Annotated in this window: 21 protein-coding genes; 20 read left to right on the top strand and 1 reads right to left on the bottom strand. The window is 68.6% G+C overall.

From position 1 onward, the window contains the following. Window position 1 precedes the first annotated feature (1 nt). The 18 genes from rplX (at window position 2) to D9598_RS04635 (ending at window position 10922) form a co-directional block, all read left to right on the top strand. The gene (gene rplX / locus D9598_RS04550) at window positions 2-322 is read left to right on the top strand and encodes a 50S ribosomal protein L24 (protein ID WP_198365218.1); all 321 of its coding nucleotides are present in this window, start codon (window positions 2-4) and stop codon (window positions 320-322) included. Beyond that, complete coding sequence (gene rplE, locus D9598_RS04555; protein ID WP_198365219.1) at window positions 319-879, top strand: 50S ribosomal protein L5; 561 nt, start codon at window positions 319-321, stop codon at window positions 877-879. The genes rplX and rplE overlap by 4 nt, the downstream gene beginning before the upstream one ends. Before the next feature lie 60 nt (window positions 880-939). Continuing rightward, window positions 940-1245, top strand: a complete 306-nt coding sequence (gene rpsN, locus D9598_RS04560) for a 30S ribosomal protein S14 (protein ID WP_198365220.1) — start codon at window positions 940-942, stop codon at window positions 1243-1245. Window positions 1246-1254: 9 nt separating this feature from the next. After that, window positions 1255-1653, top strand: coding sequence for a 30S ribosomal protein S8 (gene rpsH / locus D9598_RS04565; protein WP_198365221.1), 399 nt, complete (start codon window positions 1255-1257; stop codon window positions 1651-1653). 13 nt (window positions 1654-1666) lie between these two features. Then, window positions 1667-2203 (top strand): 50S ribosomal protein L6, encoded by a 537-nt coding sequence (gene rplF / locus D9598_RS04570; protein ID WP_198365222.1) that lies wholly within the window; start codon window positions 1667-1669, stop codon window positions 2201-2203. Window position 2204: 1 nt separating this feature from the next. After that, complete coding sequence (rplR, locus tag D9598_RS04575) at window positions 2205-2567, top strand: 50S ribosomal protein L18 (RefSeq protein WP_198365223.1); 363 nt, start codon at window positions 2205-2207, stop codon at window positions 2565-2567. A 12-nt stretch (window positions 2568-2579) separates the two neighbouring features. Then, entirely contained in the window at window positions 2580-3191 is a 612-nt protein-coding gene (gene rpsE / locus D9598_RS04580; RefSeq protein ID WP_198365224.1) for a 30S ribosomal protein S5, read from the top strand. After that, window positions 3184-3384: a 50S ribosomal protein L30 gene (gene rpmD / locus D9598_RS04585; protein WP_198365225.1), complete on the top strand. Its 201-nt coding sequence runs from the start codon at window positions 3184-3186 to the stop codon at window positions 3382-3384. Before rpsE ends, rpmD begins: the two co-directional genes overlap by 8 nt. Window position 3385: 1 nt before the next feature. Further along, window positions 3386-3877 (top strand): 50S ribosomal protein L15, encoded by a 492-nt coding sequence (gene rplO / locus D9598_RS04590; RefSeq protein WP_198365226.1) that lies wholly within the window; start codon window positions 3386-3388, stop codon window positions 3875-3877. A gap of 123 nt (window positions 3878-4000) precedes the next feature. Next, complete coding sequence (gene secY, locus D9598_RS04595; RefSeq protein ID WP_198365227.1) at window positions 4001-5365, top strand: preprotein translocase subunit SecY; 1365 nt, start codon at window positions 4001-4003, stop codon at window positions 5363-5365. 80 nt (window positions 5366-5445) lie between these two features. Further along, a complete protein-coding gene (locus D9598_RS04600) occupies window positions 5446-6093 on the top strand; it encodes an adenylate kinase (RefSeq protein WP_198365228.1) in 648 nt (215 codons plus the stop codon). Between the two features lie 234 nt (window positions 6094-6327). After that, window positions 6328-6705, top strand: coding sequence for a 30S ribosomal protein S13 (gene rpsM / locus D9598_RS04605; RefSeq protein ID WP_040613072.1), 378 nt, complete (start codon window positions 6328-6330; stop codon window positions 6703-6705). A gap of 1 nt (window position 6706) precedes the next feature. After that, window positions 6707-7099 (top strand): 30S ribosomal protein S11, encoded by a 393-nt coding sequence (rpsK, locus tag D9598_RS04610; RefSeq protein ID WP_099096438.1) that lies wholly within the window; start codon window positions 6707-6709, stop codon window positions 7097-7099. Window positions 7100-7124: 25 nt separating this feature from the next. Continuing rightward, the gene (locus D9598_RS04615) at window positions 7125-8141 is read left to right on the top strand and encodes a DNA-directed RNA polymerase subunit alpha (RefSeq protein ID WP_198365229.1); all 1017 of its coding nucleotides are present in this window, start codon (window positions 7125-7127) and stop codon (window positions 8139-8141) included. 26 nt (window positions 8142-8167) lie between these two features. Beyond that, window positions 8168-8599 carry a 50S ribosomal protein L17 gene (gene rplQ / locus D9598_RS04620; RefSeq protein ID WP_198365230.1) on the top strand — a complete coding sequence of 144 codons (432 nt, stop codon included), beginning with the start codon at window positions 8168-8170 and terminating at the stop codon, window positions 8597-8599. 131 nt (window positions 8600-8730) lie between these two features. Then, window positions 8731-9132 carry a hypothetical protein gene (locus D9598_RS04625; RefSeq protein WP_198365231.1) on the top strand — a complete coding sequence of 134 codons (402 nt, stop codon included), beginning with the start codon at window positions 8731-8733 and terminating at the stop codon, window positions 9130-9132. Between the two features lie 106 nt (window positions 9133-9238). Next, on the top strand, window positions 9239-10084 hold the full coding sequence (locus tag D9598_RS04630) for a carbon-nitrogen hydrolase family protein (protein ID WP_198365232.1): 846 nt from the start codon (window positions 9239-9241) through the stop codon (window positions 10082-10084). 10 nt (window positions 10085-10094) lie between these two features. Then, window positions 10095-10922: an NAD kinase gene (locus D9598_RS04635; RefSeq protein WP_198365233.1), complete on the top strand. Its 828-nt coding sequence runs from the start codon at window positions 10095-10097 to the stop codon at window positions 10920-10922. Window positions 10923-10973: 51 nt separating this feature from the next. On the opposite strand, the gene D9598_RS04640 is transcribed toward D9598_RS04635, so the two are convergent. Continuing rightward, the gene (locus D9598_RS04640) at window positions 10974-12575 is read right to left on the bottom strand and encodes an ABC transporter substrate-binding protein (RefSeq protein WP_198365234.1); all 1602 of its coding nucleotides are present in this window, start codon (window positions 12573-12575) and stop codon (window positions 10974-10976) included. 121 nt (window positions 12576-12696) lie between these two features. Between D9598_RS04640 and D9598_RS04645 the strand changes: the two genes are divergently transcribed. Continuing rightward, window positions 12697-14286 (top strand): ABC transporter substrate-binding protein, encoded by a 1590-nt coding sequence (locus tag D9598_RS04645; protein WP_198365235.1) that lies wholly within the window; start codon window positions 12697-12699, stop codon window positions 14284-14286. Window positions 14287-14300: 14 nt separating this feature from the next. Then, window positions 14301-15272, top strand: coding sequence for an ABC transporter permease (locus D9598_RS04650; protein WP_198365236.1), 972 nt, complete (start codon window positions 14301-14303; stop codon window positions 15270-15272).

Genomic DNA, 15272 nt, shown 5'->3' on the forward strand with positions numbered 1-15272 from the left:
CATGGCCGCGAAGATCAAGAAGGGCGATCGCGTCCAGGTCCTCACGGGCAAGGACAAGGGCAAGCGCGGCGAGGTGCTGCGCGTGCTGACCGCCGAGGGTCGTGCCGTCGTGCAGGGCCTGAACATCGTGAAGCGCCATACCAAGCCGAAGGGCATGGGGCAGCAGGGCGGCATTGTCGAGAAGGAGGCGTCGATCGACCTCTCCAACATCGCCCTGATCGACCCGAAGTCCGACAAGCCGACCCGCGTCGGCTTCAAGGTGCTTGAGGACGGCAAGAAGGTCCGTGTGGCCAAGGCCTCCGGCGAGGTGATCGACGCATGAGCGAGGCGAAGGAACTGCCGCGCATGCAGCAGCGCTATGCTGAGCTGCTGCGCAAGCAACTGGTCGAGGAGTTCGGCTACGGGAACCCGATGGAGGTCCCGAAGCTCTCCAAGATCGTCATCAACATGGGCGTGGGCGAGGCCGCGGGCGACCAGAAGAAGTTGGACGCCGCGCTGGCCGATCTGACCGTCATCGCCGGCCAGAAGCCGGTCAAGACCAAGGCCAGGAAGGCGATCGCGGGCTTCAAGATCCGCGAGGGCCAGGCCATTGGCTGCAAGGTGACGCTGCGCCGCGCCCGGATGTACGAGTTCCTGGACCGCCTGGTCACCGTCGCGCTGCCGCGCATGCGTGACTTCCGCGGCCTGCCGGGCAATAAGGGCTTCGACGGCCGGGGGAATTTCTCCCTGGGCCTGAAGGAGCAGATCGTGTTCCCCGAGATCAGCTATGACAAGGTGGATGCGGTTCGCGGCATGGACATCGTGTTCGTCACGACGGCGAAGACGGATAAGGAAGCCAAGGCCCTGCTGAAGGGCTTCGACCTTCCCTTCGCCAACTGAGTTTGGAAAACCGCCCTGCGCCCCGGCGGGGGCCGGGCAGGTTCCGGAGGATTAGACCGCATGGCCAAGACATCGGCTGTCGAGAAGAACAATCGCCGCGCGCGACTCTCGAAGCTGCACACCGCCAAGCGCGCCGCGCTGAAGGCCACGATCATGGATCGTGCGCTGCCGGTCGAGGAGCGTTTCGAAGCGACGCTGAAGCTCGCCGAGCTGCCGCGCAACGGCGCCAAGGTTCGCGTGCGCCTGCGCTGCGAGCTGACCGGCCGCCCGCGTGGCAATTACCGCAAGTTCAAGCTGAGCCGTAACGCGCTCCGTGACCTGGCCTCGAACGGCCAGATCCCGGGTCTCGTCAAGGCGAGCTGGTAAGGGGGCCGCATGTCGCTGTCCGATCCGCTGGGCGATATGCTGACCCGCATCCGCAACGGGCACCGTGCCCGTCAGGCGCGTGTCACCTCGCCCGCTAGCCGCCTCCGCGCCGATGTGCTCGAGGTTCTGAAGCGTGAAGGCTTCATCCGCGCCTATCGCTCCGAGCAGGTCCGCCCGGGCGTGAGCGTGCTCGACATCGAGCTGAAGTATTCCGAGGGCGAGCCCGCCATCAAGGAGATCATGCGTGTCTCCAAGCCTGGCCGGCGCGTCTACTCCAAGATCAAGGAGCTGCCGAAGTTCTACAACGGGCTCGGCATTTCCATCCTCTCCACGCCGCGTGGCGTGATGAGCGACAACGAGGCCCGCGCTGCCAATGTTGGCGGCGAGGTCCTCTGCCGCGTGTTCTGAGGGAGGGGTCCGCATGTCTCGCGTTGGCAAGTACCCCGTCTCCGTTCCCGCCGGCGTCACCGTCGCGCTGAAGGATGGCGTCCTCTCGGCCAAGGGCAAGCTCGGCGAGCTGTCCCTGCCGCTGGTGACGGATGCCGTCGAGGTGAACGTGGAGGACAACCAGGTTTCGGTGAAGCCGCTCGGCTCCGACCGTCGCTCGCGCACGCTGTGGGGCACCACCCGCAGCTTGATCAACGGCATGGTCACCGGCGTTTCCACCGGCTTCTCCAAGTCCATGGAGATCACCGGCACGGGTTACCGCGCCGCGGTCCAGGGCAAGGAGCTGGTGCTGAACCTCGGCTACAGCCACGAGATCCGCTACGCGATCCCGGACGGCATCAAGATCACCACCGAGCGTCCGACCGCCATCAAGGTCGAGGGCGTGAACAAGCAGGTGGTGGGCCAGGTGGCGGCCGAGATCCGCGCCTTCCGCGGCCCCGAGCCCTATAAGGGCAAGGGCGTGCGGTACACGGACGAGGTGATCCTCCGGAAGGAGGGGAAGAAGAAGTAAGATGTCGAACAAGCTCTCTCTTCAGGAGCGGCGTCGCGCCCGTCTGCGCTTCCAGCTCCGGCTCAAGAGCGGCGGTCGGCCTCGGCTTTCCGTCTTCCGCTCTGGCAAGCACATCTACGCCCAGGTCATCGACGACAAGGAGGGGCGCACTCTCGCCGCCGCCTCCTCGCTGGAGAAGACGCAGCGCGAGAGCCTGCGGACCGGCGCGGATCGCGACGCGGCCTCGGCCATCGGCAAGCTGCTGGCCGAGCGCGCCATCGCGGCGGGGGTGACCGAGGTCGTCTTCGATCGCGGGCCCTACCTGTATCACGGCCGGGTGAAAGCCCTGGCGGACGGCGCCCGCGAGGGCGGGCTGTCGTTCTAAGGAGCACTGAATATGGCACGTGAACCGAGGAGCGGCGGCGGCGGTGATCGCGATCGCGGCCGCGGCAGGGGTCCGGAGCGCAACACCGAGCGTGAGCCCGGCGATGAGCTGAAGGACAAGCTGGTCACGATCAACCGCGTGGCCAAGGTGGTGAAGGGTGGCCGTCGCTTCTCCTTCGCCGCCCTGGTCGTGGTCGGTGACGAAAAGGGCCGGGTTGGCTGGGGCGCCGGCAAGGCGCGCGAGGTTCCGGAGGCGATCCGCAAGGCGACCGAGCGCGCCAAGCGGACCATGGTCCGGGTGCCGATGCGCGAGGGCCGCACCCTGCATCACGACGTGATCGGCGAGTTCGGTGCCGGCCGCGTGATCCTGCGTGCGGCGCCGGCCGGCACCGGCATCATCGCCGGCGGTCCGATGCGCGCGGTGTTCGAGACGCTGGGCATGGGCGATGTCGTCGCCAAGTGCACCGGCACGACGAATCCGCACAACATGGTCAAGGCGACCTTCGCCGCCCTGACGCGCTGCACCAGCCCCCGGGCTGTGGCCTCGCGCCGTGGCAAGAAGGTCTCCGACCTGCTGGGCCCGCGCAAGGACGCGGAGCCGGCGCAGGAGGCTGCCAGTGTCTGAGACCAAGAAGACCGTTCGGGTGACGCAGATCGCGTCCCCCATCGGCCGCAAGCCCGGCCAGCGCGAGACGCTGATCGGGCTCGGGCTCAACAAGATCCGCCGCACGCGGGAGCTGGAGGATACTCCGGCCGTGCGCGGCATGATCCGCAAGGTCGCGCACCTGATCCAGGTGGGCGAGACCACGGAGAAGTGAGATGAAGCTGAACGAACTGCGCGACAATGACGGCGCGCGCAACAAGTTCAAGCGCGTCGGCCGCGGCATCGGCTCCGGCAAGGGCAAGACCTCGGGCCGTGGCGTCAAGGGTCAGAAGGCCCGCACCGGCGTGTCGCTGAACGGCTTCGAGGGCGGTCAGCTCCCGATTTACCGGCGCCTGCCGAAGCGGGGCTTCGTCAATCCGTTCCGCAAGGAATACGCGCCGATCAACATCGGCACCATCGACGCCGCCATCGAGTCCGGCCGCCTGCCGGCCGGTCAGGCGATCGATGAGGCGGCGCTGGAGGCGGCGGGCCTGGTCCGTACCGGCGCCAAGATCGCCGGCGTGCGCCTGCTGGCGCGCGGCGAGATCAAGCGCGCCGTGACGATCGCCGTGGCCGGCGCCTCCGCGGCGGCCATCGCGGCGGTCGAGGCGGCGGGCGGTTCCGTGACGGTGCTGGCTCCGGCCAAGGAAGAAGCGCCCGCGGCGTAACGCCTGTTGCGCCCCCCGCCTCGGGGGGGCTAGGTGATGCATCGACAGGGCTGGCAGCGGCGCCGCGGGATGAGCCCCCGGCGCCGCAGTCATGTGGCCCTTGGGACAATGAAGGGCGAAGCCATGGCGTCCGCCGCCGAACAGCTCGCGGCCAATCTCAATCTCGGCGTGCTGTCCAAGGCCACCGAGCTCAAGAAGCGCATCTGGTTCACGCTGGCCGCGCTGATCGTCTACCGCATCGGCACCTATGTGCCCGTGCCCGGCGTCGATGCCGGGGTGATGGCGGAGATCCTGCGCCAGCATGGCGGCGGCATCCTGGGCATGTTCGACATGTTCACGGGTGGCGCGCTGGGCCGCATGACGGTCTTCGCGCTCAACATCATGCCGTATATCTCGGCCAGCATCATCATCCAGCTGATGTCCGCGGCCGTGCCGACGCTGGAGGCCCTCAAGAAGGAGGGTGAATCCGGCCGCAAGAAGCTGAACCAGTACACCCGCTACCTGACGGTCTTCATCGCCATCTTCCAGGCCTATGGCATCGCCGTCGGCCTCGAATCGATGCAGGGACCGACCGGGCCGGCGGTCTACGAGAACGGCGCCTTCTTCCGCCTCTCCTGCTTGGTCACGCTGGTCGGCGGGACCATGTTCCTGATGTGGCTGGGCGAGCAGATCACCGCCCGTGGCGTCGGCAACGGCATCAGCCTGATCATCTTCGCCGGCATCGTCGCCAACCTGCCGCATGCCCTGGTGGCGACGCTGGAGCTGGGCCGCACCGGCGCGCTCTCGACCGTCTTCATCATGGCCTTCCTGGTCATCGCGCTGGCGGTCATCGCCTTCGTGGTCTTCATGGAGCGGGCGCAGCGGCGCATCCCGATCCAGTATCCGAAGCGCCAGGTCGGCAACCGCATGTTCGGCGGCGAGAACACCCACCTGCCGCTGAAGCTGAACACGGCCGGCGTGATCCCGCCGATCTTCGCCTCCTCCCTGCTGCTGCTGCCCGCGACCTTCGCCGGCTTCTCCGGCGACCAGACCGGCGAGGGCGTCCTGGCGCGGATCGGCGCCGCCCTGGCGCATGGCCAGCCGCTCTACATGGGCCTCTATGTCGCCCTGATCATCTTCTTCGCCTTCTTCTACACGGCGGTGGTCTTCAACCCGACGGAGACGGCCGACAACCTGAAGAAGCATGGCGGCTTCGTGCCGGGAATCCGGCCCGGCCAGGCCACGGCGGACTATTTCGACCGGGTGCTGTCCCGCCTGACCGCGGTGGGCGCCATCTACCTCTGCGTCGTCTGCCTGCTGCCCGAGATCCTGATCAGCCAGTACGGCGTGCCCTTCTATTTCGGCGGCACTTCCCTTCTGATCATCGTTTCGGTCACCATGGACACCGTCGCCCAGGTCCAGTCGCATCTTTTCGCCCATCAGTATGAGGGGCTGATCAAGAAGGCGCGAATGGGAGGCGGCCGCGGCGGCATGCCGCGCCTGCGGTAAAGGGGTGCCCCCCGGGAGACTTTCTCCGGGGAGTGGTCAATGGAGTGGATGTTGCGCGTCATGGCGGGGATGGAGCGTTCATGAACCTGATTCTGCTGGGGCCCCCGGGGGCCGGTAAGGGCACCCAGGCGAAGCGGCTCGAGGAGCGGCACGGCATGGCCCAGATCTCGACCGGCGACATGCTGCGGGCCGAGGTGAAGAGCGGCAGCGAGATCGGCCGCCAGGCCAAGGCCATCATGGAGAGCGGCGGGCTGGTGCCGGACGCCATCATCACCGCCATGCTGGCCAACCGGGTTTCCCAGCCGGACGCCGCCCAGGGCTTCATCCTGGACGGTTTTCCCCGCACCACCCCGCAGGCCGAGGCGCTCGACCTGATGCTGCGGGAGAAGGGCATGCAGCTCGACCACGTCATCGAGCTGAAGGTGGATGACGGCGCCCTGGTCGAGCGGATCGCCGGGCGCTTCACCTGCGCGAGCTGCGGCACGGGTTACCACGACAGTTTCAAGCCCACTGCCCAGCCGGGCGTCTGCGATGCCTGCGGCGGCACGGAGTTCGTGCGCCGGGCCGACGACAAGGCCGAGACGGTGGCCGCCCGCCTGGAGGCCTATCACCGCCAGACGGCGCCGCTGCTGCCTTATTATGCGGCGCAGGGGAAGCTGCGGAGCGTGGACGGCATGGCCTCGATGGACGAGGTGTCCCGGCAGGTCGAGGCGATCCTCGCCCGCTAGGCTCTCGCCGGCCGGAGGCAAGCTCCGGCCGGGCCCCGCGCGGCGCGGCAGCCGGCTTCCGCCTTGACTCTCAGCCTCGAACCCCGTTAAACCCGCGCCTCTCGCGGTCGGGGCCTCCTCGGCCGCGACGATGGTTGCATGCGGTCCATTACGTGACCGCAGCGCGCCGATCACCTTCGCCGGCGCTTCCGCCGGTCATCGGACAGGGGCCACGTGCTCCGGGAGCAGGACTCAATGGCACGCATCGCAGGCGTGAACATTCCAACCAACAAGCGCGTTCTCATTTCCCTTCGCTACATCTACGGCATCGGTCCGGCGAATGCGAAGGTGATCTGCGAGCAGCTCGGCATCCCCGAGGATCGCCGCGTCAACCAGCTGACGGATGAGGAGATCCTCAAGATCCGCGAGCTGATCGACCGCGAGTACCGGGTCGAGGGCGACCTGCGTCGCGAGAACGCGATGAACATCAAGCGCCTGATGGACATGGCCTGCTACCGCGGCCTGCGTCATCGCAAGGGCCTGCCTGTCCGTGGCCAGCGCACGCACACCAACGCCCGCACCCGCAAGGGCAAGGCCGTGGCGATCGCCGGCAAGAAGAAGGTGACGAAGTAAGATGGCCCGTCAGCCCACCGGTCGTCCGCGCAAGAAGGAACGGAAGAATATCGCTTCCGGCGTCGCGCACGTCCTCGCCTCGTTCAACAACACCATCGTCACCATCACCGACAGCCAGGGCAATGCCATCGCCTGGTCCTCGGCCGGCAGCCAGGGCTTCAAGGGCAGCCGCAAGTCTACGCCCTATGCCGCGCAGGTCGCCGCCGAGGATGCCGGCCGCAAGGCCCGCGAGCATGGCATGGAGACGCTGGAGATCATGGTCTCGGGTCCCGGCTCGGGGCGCGAGTCGGCGCTCCGCGCGCTGCAGGCCGTCGGCTTCTATGTCACCGCCATCAAGGACGTGACCCCCATCCCGCACAACGGCTGCCGTCCGCGCAAGCGGCGTCGGGTCTGAGGCGAGGCTGCAGGAGAAACCGAACGTGCTCGAGCGCAACTGGCGTTCCCTGATTCGCCCCGAGAAGCTCGAAGTCGAGTCCGGGGCCGACCCTTCGCGCACGGCGACGGTGGTGGCGGAGCCGCTCGAGCGCGGCTTCGGCATGACCCTCGGCAATGCGCTGCGGCGCGTGCTGCTCTCCTCGCTCCAGGGTGCGGCGGTCACCGCCATCCGCATCGATGGCGCGCTGCATGAGTTCAGCAGCCTGCAGGGCGTCCGCGAGGATGTCACGGACATCGTCCTCAACATCAAGCGCCTGGCGATCCGGATGCAGGGCGAGGGGCCGAAGCGCCTCCAGCTCACCGCGACCGGCCCGGGCGAGGTGACGGCGGGCCAGATCCAGACCATCGGCGACATCGAGATCGCCAATCCGGAGCTGGTCATCTGCACCCTCGACGACGGCGCCAAGCTGTCGATGGAGCTGACGGTCGATATCGGCAAGGGCTATGTGCCCGCCTCCGAGAACCGGCCCGAGGACGCCCCGATCGGCCTGATCCCGGTCGATGCCATCTATTCCCCGGTCCGCCGCGTGGCGTATCAGGTGCAGCCGACCCGCGTCGGCCAGCGCACCGACTACGACAAGCTGGTGCTGACGGTGGAGACGGACGGCACGATCGCGCCGGACGATGCCGTGGCCCTGGCGGCCCGCATCCTGCAGGACCAGCTGCAGCTCTTCATCAACTTCGATGAGCCGCGCCAGCGCGTCGTGGAGGAGGTGCAGGACGACCTGCCCTTCAACCGCAACCTGCTGCGCAAGGTGGATGAGCTGGAGCTGTCGGTCCGCAGCGCGAACTGCCTGAAGAACGACAACATCGTCTACATCGGCGACCTGGTGCAGAAGACGGAGCAGGAGATGCTCCGCACTCCGAACTTCGGCCGCAAGTCGCTGAACGAAATCAAGGAAGTCCTCGCCTCCATGGGGCTGAGCCTGGGCATGACCGTGCCGGGCTGGCCGCCGGAGAACATCGAGGACCTCGCCAAGAAGATCGAAGAGCCGTTCTGATTTCGGCCGCGTGAAGGAATAGAACCATGCGTCACGGGGTTGCCGGCCGGAAGCTCGGCGTCACCTCCACCCACCGTATTGCGATGCTCCGCAATATGGCGACCAGCCTGCTCAAGCACGAGCAGATCACCACGACCCTGCCCAAGGCCAAGGAGCTGCGCCCGTATGTCGAGCGCATCATCACCCTGGGCAAGCGTGGCGACCTGCATGCGCGCCGCCAGGCCTATGCGCAGATCATGGACCCGAAGGTGGTGGACAAGCTCTTCACCACCATCGCCGAGCGCTACAAGGGCCGCCAGGGTGGCTACACCCGCGTCCTGAAGGCCGGCATGCGCTATGGCGACGCCGCCGACATGGCGGTGATCGAGCTGGTCGAGCGCGACGTCGCCGCCAAGGGTCAGGACAGCGGTCCGAAGCCCGTCGCGGCCGAGGCCGAGGGCCAGCAGGACGCGGCGTAAGCCGTCTCCTCCGGCCGGGATGAACGAAGGGGCGGATGGGCAACCATCCGCCCCTTTCGCGTGGCGCCCCGCGCCGGGCAACGCCGCGCCCCGGCCCGGCGTTGTCGCTCTGCCCAGCCCAGGAGCCCGCCATGCCCGGCCATCGAGCGACCCGGACCGACCCCGCCTTATGGGAGAAGGTCAAGGCGGAGGTGCAGCAGGGCGACAAGGGTGGCGAGCCGGGGCAATGGTCGGCCCGCAAGGCGCAGCTGGCGGTGCGGGCGTACAAGAAGGCGGGCGGCGGCTATTCCGGCGCCAGGAGCAGCGCCAATCACCTGACGGCCTGGACGCGGGAGGACTGGGGCACCCGGTCCGGCCGCTCCTCGCGCGAGACCGGTGAGCGCTACCTGCCGCGCCAGGCACGGGAGGGGTTGAGCGAGGCCGAATACCGCGAGACCTCGGCCCGCAAGCGGCGGGACAGCGCGGCGGGACGGCAATTCTCCCCGCAGCCGGCGGCGATCGCGCGCAAGACGGCGCGCCTCCGCCGGTCCTGAGCGCCGGCCCTGAGCGTGGGCGCGCGTCCTGCCGGCCTTGCGGGACAGGGCCGGAAGGCGCTTTGATGCCTCCCCCTCCGACCCCGAGCCGGCAAGGAAGCCCCGCATGCGTGTTTCGGTCGTGCAGATGAATCCCGGCCACGACAAGGCCGCCAATATCGCCCAGGCGCGGGGCCTGATGGAGGCCGCGATCGAGGCGGACCGGCCGCAGATGCTGGTCCTGCCCGAGATGTGGACCTGCCTGGGCGGCGACCGCCCGACCAAGCTGGCCGCCGCCGAGGCCCTGCCGCCCGCCGGTTCCCACGCGCCGGGCGGCGAGGCCTACGAGTTCCTGCGCGACACGGCCCGCCGGCACGGCGTCCATGTGCATGGCGGCAGCATTGGCGAGGCGGCGGGCGAGAAGCTCTACAACACCAGCCTTGCCTTCGGCCCCGAGGGGCAGGAGCTGGCCCGCTACCGCAAGGTCCATCTCTTCGACATCACCACGCCCGACGGCACCGGCTACCGCGAGAGCGCCACCTATGGCGGCGGCGAGGCGGTGGTGACCTACCAGGCCGGCGAGATCCGGGTGGGCTGCGCCATCTGCTACGATGTCCGCTTCCCCGAGCTCTTCCTGGCCCTGCGCCGGGCGGGGGCGGAGCTGATCATGCTGCCCGCCGCCTTCACCCTGCAGACCGGCAAGGACCATTGGGAGGTGCTGATCCGCGCCAGGGCCATCGAGACGCAATGCTGGTTCGCCGCCCCCGCCACCTGGGGCCAGCACCAGGAGAAGGCCGGGCCGCGCCTGACCTACGGGCATTCGCTGATCGCCGATCCCTGGGGCCATGTCGTCGCCCGCGCGAGCGACGGGAAGGGCTGGGCGACGGCCCGCATCGACCCGACGCTGACCGCCCGCGTCCGGCGGGACATGCCGGTGCTGGAGCATCGCGCCGCCGCCCGCGCGCAGTACTGACGCCGGCGCCATGACCGCGGCTTTGCTGGGCCATGGCTCCAGTTTCGGCGAGGCGCCGGAGCTGCCGGCCGACCTGCGCGGGCACATCGCCTTCCTGGCCGCCGCCACCGATGTCGCCGAGACGGCGCGGGACCGTTTCATCGCCCTCTATGGCGATGCCGCGCCGGACGCGGCCGCGGTGGTGGTGGCGCTGGGCGGCGATGGCTTCATGCTGGAGACCCAGCACCGCTTCCTCGGGCGCAACCTGCCGGTCTATGGCATGAACTGCGGCAGCGTCGGCTTCCTGATGAACGCCTTCCATGAGGACGACCTGCTGCCGCGCCTCGCCGCCGCCCAGGCGGCCATCCTGCACCCGTTGCGGATGCGGGCGCTGGATGCCACCGGGGGGCTGCGCGAGGCGCTGGCGATCAACGAGGTCTCGCTGCTGCGCGAGACGCGGCAGGCGGCGAAGATCCGCATCCTGGTCGACGGCAAGGAGCGGCTGCCGGAGCTGATCTGCGACGGCATCCTGGTGGCGACGCCGGCCGGCAGCACCGCCTACAACCTCTCGGCCTATGGCCCGATCGTGCCGCTGGGCGCGAACCTGTTGCCGCTGACGCCGATCTCGGCCTTCCGCCCGCGGCGCTGGCGTGGCGCGCTGCTGCCCTCGGAGGCGTTGGTGATGTTCCAGATCCTGGAGCCCGGCAAGCGCCCCGTCGCGGCCGTGGCCGACAATGTCGAGGTGCGCGACATCCGCTCGGTCGAGGTGCGGGAGGACCGCTCGGTGCGGATGACCCTGCTCTTCGACCCCGATCACGGCCTGTCGGAACGGATCATCGCCGAGCAGTTCACCGTCTGAAGGGCGGCCGGCTGAAGGGCGGCCGGGAGCTTCCCCCGGCCGCCCGCCGCGTCACTTCTCCCGGCGCACCCCCATGGCCGTGGTGCGCTCGTCCATGCGCGGGACATAGGTCAGCCCCTTCCGCAGGGCCCAGGTGTTGACCAGCTGGAACAGCGGCAGGATGGCCTGCTCGTCCATGGCGTATCGCACCGCCTCCTGCAGCAGCTTCTCCCGCTTCGCGTCGTCGATCGTGGAGGCGGCGCGGCTGGTCATCGCGTCCAGCTCCGGGTTGGAGTAGCGGCCGCTGTTGCTGGCGCCGGTGCGCTTGTCGCGGTCGAAGGTGCCGATGATGTTGACCAGGAGGTAGGAGGCCTCGCCGGTCGTGCTGCCCCAGCCGGAGAGGCGCATGCCGAACTCCTGCCGGTTCGACCGGACGGAGAAGCTGGCCCAGGGCAGCGCCTCGACCTGGGTCTGCACGCCGATGCGGGTCCACATCTGGGCGATCGCCTGGGCGGTCTTGGCGTCGTTCGGGTAGCGGTCGTTCGGCGTGTGCAGGGTTATCCGCAGGCCCCGCGGGAAGCCGGCCTCGGCCAGCAGCGCCTTGGCGCCGTTCGGGTCGTAGGCCAGCGGCTTGACCGCCGGGTTGTAGCCGAAGGTGCCGGGGGGCAGCCACTGGCCGGTGGGCTTGGCGGTGCCTTCCATCACCCGGTCCGCCAGCGCCTCGCGCTGGATCGCCATGGAGAGGGCGCGCCGCACCCGGACATCCTGGAACGGATTGCGGGCCAGGGGCTTGCCCTCATGGTCGGCGACGAAGGGAACCTCGCCGGTGCGGGAATAGTCCGGCATCAGGTAGATCAGCCGCACGCCCTCGATCTCGGCCAGGGTGATCCCCGCGTCGCGCTTCAGCCGCGGCAGGTCGCTGGCCGGCACCTGGTCGATGATGTCGACATCGCCCGAGAGGATGGCGGCGCTGCGCGCGCCATCATTGTTGATGAAGCGCAGATTGACCTTCTCCCAGGGCTCCTTCTCGCCCCAGTAGGCATCGTTGCGCACCAGCTCGGCCCGGTCGCCGGGGCGGTAGGCCTGCATGCGGTAGGGTCCGGTGCCGATCGCCGCCTTGCCGGAATTGTAGTCCTCGGTCGAGGCATTCTCGCCCGCGTGGCGGGAGATCACCGAGATCGCGCCAAGCTCCACCGGCAGCAGCGGATGCGGCTGGGCGGTGTGGAAGCGCACCGTCAGCGGATCGACCAGCTCCACGCGCGTGATGGCGCGCACGAAGCCGCCCATGCCGCCGGGGCTGTTCGGCACGTTGGGCGCGCGGGCGATGGTGAAGGCCACGTCCTCGGCGGTGAAGTCGCGGCCGTCATGCCATTTGACGCCGGGGCGCAGCTTGAACTCCCAGACCGTCGGCTCCACCGTGCGCCAGCTCTCGGCGAGCTGCGGATGGGGCTGCGCCGTGGCGTCCCGGCCGACCAGATAGTCATAGACGTGCATGGCCAGGGTGTGGTTCGGAGCGGCGTTGTAGAAGTGCGGGTCGGCCGAGGTGACGGCGCCGCCGATGCCGATGTTCAGGGTCTGGGCCTGCGCCGGAGCCAGGGCAAAAGAAGCCAGGGCAAGAGGGGCGATCAGCGGCGCGGCGAGCAGGGCGGTCCGCAGACCTTTGGAAAAGGGCATAATCTCGTTCTCTCCCGACACAAAACGGCCATAACCTAGCGAGGGCGATCCCAGGCTGCTACACTGCGAGGTAAAGAAGCTGTAATCTTTCAAGCCATTCTCCATATCCTGGGGGCGTAGAATGATCCGCAGAGCTCGGGCGGCCACCGTGGCTGCCGTTTTGGCGCTGACCCCAGGCCTGGCCGGCGCGGCCTGGGCGCAGAACCTGACCATGGCGGTGGGGGCGCAGGTCACCTCCCTCGACCCGCACTACCACGCCCTGTCGCCCAACTTCGCCGTGGCGACCATGCTGTTCGACACGTTGACCCGCCTCGACGAGAACGCCCGGCTGCAGCCCGGCCTGGCGGAGAGCTGGAAGCCGGTCGAGCCGACGATCTGGGAATTCAAGCTGCGACCGGGGGTGAAGTTCCACAACGGCAACGACTTCGCCGCCGAGGACGTGGCCTTCACCGTCGACCGTGTGCCAAACGTGCCGAACAGCCCTTCCTCCTACGGCATCTACACGCGCGCCATCGAGCGGGTGGAGCTGGTCGATCCGCTGACAGTGCGCTTCCACACGCGCGCGCCCTATCCGCTGCTGCCGACCGACCTGGCCCAGGTCGCGATGCTGGATCGCCAGACCCATGAGAACGCGACGACCGAGGGGTTCAACGCCGGCACCCTGGCGATCGGCACCGGCCCCTTCCGCTACGTCTCCTTCCGCTCGGGCGACCGGCTGGAGCTGCAGCGCAACGACGACTACTGGGGCGAGAAGCCGCACTGGGAGAAGGTGAGCTACCGCATCCTGGCCAATGACGCCTCGCGCACCGCGGCGCTGCTGGCCGGCGATGTGGACTTCATCGACCAGGTGCCGACGAGCGACCTCAACAATCTGCGCCGCAGCGACCGCGTCCACCTCGCCGAGCGGGACGGGCTGCGCATCATCTTCCTGGCGCTCGATCACCAGCACCCGGAGGGTTCGCCGCTCATCACCGACGCGCAGGGCCGCAAGCTCAGCGTCAACCCGCTGCGCGACATGCGGGTCCGCCGCGCGCTGTCGCTCGCCATCGACCGTCCGGCCATCGCCGCGCGCGTCATGGAAGGCACGGCCAAGCCGAGCGGGCAGTTCCTGCCGACCTCCGCCTTCGGCGCCATCCCGGACCTCGAGGCGCCGGCGACCGACGCGGAGGCGGCGAAGAAGCTGCTGGCCGAGGCCGGCTATCCCGACGGCTTCCGCATCACGCTGAGCGGCCCGAACGACCGCTACATCAACGATTCCCGGATCATCCAGGCGATCGGCCAGATGTGGACCCGCATCGGCGTGCGCACCACCGTGGACGCGCAGCCCTGGACCACCTTCGTCGCCCGCGCCGGCCGCTTCGAGCTGAGCGCCTTCCTGGTCGGCTGGAGCAGCTCCTCGGGCGAGGCCTCGAACCCGCTTCGCTCGCTGGTCGCCACCTACGACCGGGACAAGGGCTTCGGCACCTCGAACCGCGGCCGCTATTCCAACCCGGCGATGGACGCCAAGCTCGAGGAGGCGCTGCGCGAGCTGGATGACGGCCGGCGCGAGGCGCTGCTGCGCGACGCGACCCGCATGGCCATGGAGGATGTCGGCATCATCCCGATCCACCTTCAGAAGAACGTCTGGGCGATGCGCCCGACCCTGACCCACAATTCCCGCACGGATGAGTTGACGCGGGCGCAGGATGTGCGCCCGGCGGCCTCCAACTGACGGCACCCTGATCCATGAGTGTTTACCTGTTGCGGCGGCTGTTGCAGTCCGCCCTCGTGATGCTGGCGATGTCGGTCATCGTCTTCGTCGGCGTCTATGCCATCGGCGATCCGGTCGAGATCCTGATCAGCCCCGACGCCGATCAGATGGAGCGCGAGCGCGCCATCCAGGCGCTCGGCCTCGACCTGCCGCTGTGGCAGCAGTACCTGTCCTTCCTGGCCAATGCGCTGCGCGGCGATCTCGGCCGCAGCTTCGTCTTCAACGAGCCGGCGCTGCAGCTGATCCTGCAGCGCATGCCGGCGACGCTGGAGCTCGCCTTCGGCGCCATGTTCCTGGCGCTGCTGGTCGGCCTGCCGCTCGGCCTCTACGCCGGGCTGAAGCCGAATTCGACCGGCTCCAAGGTGATCATGGCCGGCTCCATCCTCGGCTTCTCGCTGCCCACCTTCTGGGTCGGCCTGATGCTGATCATGGTCTTCGCCGTGCAGCTCGGCTGGCTGCCCTCCACCGGGCGCGGCCCGACCGTCGAGGTGCTCGGCCTGCGCTGGTCCTTCCTGACCTGGGACGGCCTCAGGCACCTCGCCATGCCGGCGCTGAACCTCGCTCTGTTCAAGATCAGCCTGGTCATCCGCCTGACCCGCGCCGGCGTGCGCGAGACCATGCTGATGGACTACGTGAAGTTCGCACGCGCCAAGGGGCTGACCAACAACCGCGTCACCTATGTGCACGTGTTCAAGAACATCCTGATCCCGGTCGTCACCGTGGTCGGGCTCGAGCTCGGCTCCACCATCGCCTTCTCGGTGGTGACGGAAAGCGTCTTCGCCTGGCCGGGCATGGGCAAGCTGATCATCGACAGCATCAACGTGCTCGACCGCCCGGTGATCGTCGCCTACCTGATGATCATCGTGCTGATGTTCATCACCATCAATCTCGTGGTCGACCTCGCCTATTCGGCGCTCGATCCGCGGGTGCGGCTGGAGAACAAGTGA

This window comes from Roseomonas sp. KE0001 (genome assembly GCF_016107285.1).
GTDB lineage: Bacteria > Pseudomonadota > Alphaproteobacteria > Acetobacterales > Acetobacteraceae > Pseudoroseomonas.

Excerpts from the sequence above, each read along its gene's own strand:
- rplX (WP_198365218.1), top strand. The coding sequence starts at position 2 with ATGGCCGCGAAGATCAAGAAGGGCGATCGCGTCCAGGTCCTCACGGGC.
- rplE (WP_198365219.1), top strand. The coding sequence starts at position 319 with ATGAGCGAGGCGAAGGAACTGCCGCGCATGCAGCAGCGCTATGCTGAG.
- rpsN (WP_198365220.1), top strand. The coding sequence starts at position 940 with ATGGCCAAGACATCGGCTGTCGAGAAGAACAATCGCCGCGCGCGACTC.
- rpsH (WP_198365221.1), top strand. The coding sequence starts at position 1,255 with ATGTCGCTGTCCGATCCGCTGGGCGATATGCTGACCCGCATCCGCAAC.
- rplF (WP_198365222.1), top strand. The coding sequence starts at position 1,667 with ATGTCTCGCGTTGGCAAGTACCCCGTCTCCGTTCCCGCCGGCGTCACC.
- rplR (WP_198365223.1), top strand. The coding sequence starts at position 2,205 with ATGTCGAACAAGCTCTCTCTTCAGGAGCGGCGTCGCGCCCGTCTGCGC.
- rpsE (WP_198365224.1), top strand. The coding sequence starts at position 2,580 with ATGGCACGTGAACCGAGGAGCGGCGGCGGCGGTGATCGCGATCGCGGC.
- rplO (WP_198365226.1), top strand. The coding sequence starts at position 3,386 with ATGAAGCTGAACGAACTGCGCGACAATGACGGCGCGCGCAACAAGTTC.
- secY (WP_198365227.1), top strand. The coding sequence starts at position 4,001 with ATGGCGTCCGCCGCCGAACAGCTCGCGGCCAATCTCAATCTCGGCGTG.
- D9598_RS04600 (WP_198365228.1), top strand. The coding sequence starts at position 5,446 with ATGAACCTGATTCTGCTGGGGCCCCCGGGGGCCGGTAAGGGCACCCAG.
- rpsM (WP_040613072.1), top strand. The coding sequence starts at position 6,328 with ATGGCACGCATCGCAGGCGTGAACATTCCAACCAACAAGCGCGTTCTC.
- rpsK (WP_099096438.1), top strand. The coding sequence starts at position 6,707 with ATGGCCCGTCAGCCCACCGGTCGTCCGCGCAAGAAGGAACGGAAGAAT.
- rplQ (WP_198365230.1), top strand. The coding sequence starts at position 8,168 with ATGCGTCACGGGGTTGCCGGCCGGAAGCTCGGCGTCACCTCCACCCAC.
- D9598_RS04625 (WP_198365231.1), top strand. The coding sequence starts at position 8,731 with ATGCCCGGCCATCGAGCGACCCGGACCGACCCCGCCTTATGGGAGAAG.
- D9598_RS04630 (WP_198365232.1), top strand. The coding sequence starts at position 9,239 with ATGCGTGTTTCGGTCGTGCAGATGAATCCCGGCCACGACAAGGCCGCC.
- D9598_RS04635 (WP_198365233.1), top strand. The coding sequence starts at position 10,095 with ATGACCGCGGCTTTGCTGGGCCATGGCTCCAGTTTCGGCGAGGCGCCG.
- D9598_RS04640 (WP_198365234.1), bottom strand. The coding sequence starts at position 12,575 with ATGCCCTTTTCCAAAGGTCTGCGGACCGCCCTGCTCGCCGCGCCGCTG.
- D9598_RS04645 (WP_198365235.1), top strand. The coding sequence starts at position 12,697 with ATGATCCGCAGAGCTCGGGCGGCCACCGTGGCTGCCGTTTTGGCGCTG.
- D9598_RS04650 (WP_198365236.1), top strand. The coding sequence starts at position 14,301 with ATGAGTGTTTACCTGTTGCGGCGGCTGTTGCAGTCCGCCCTCGTGATG.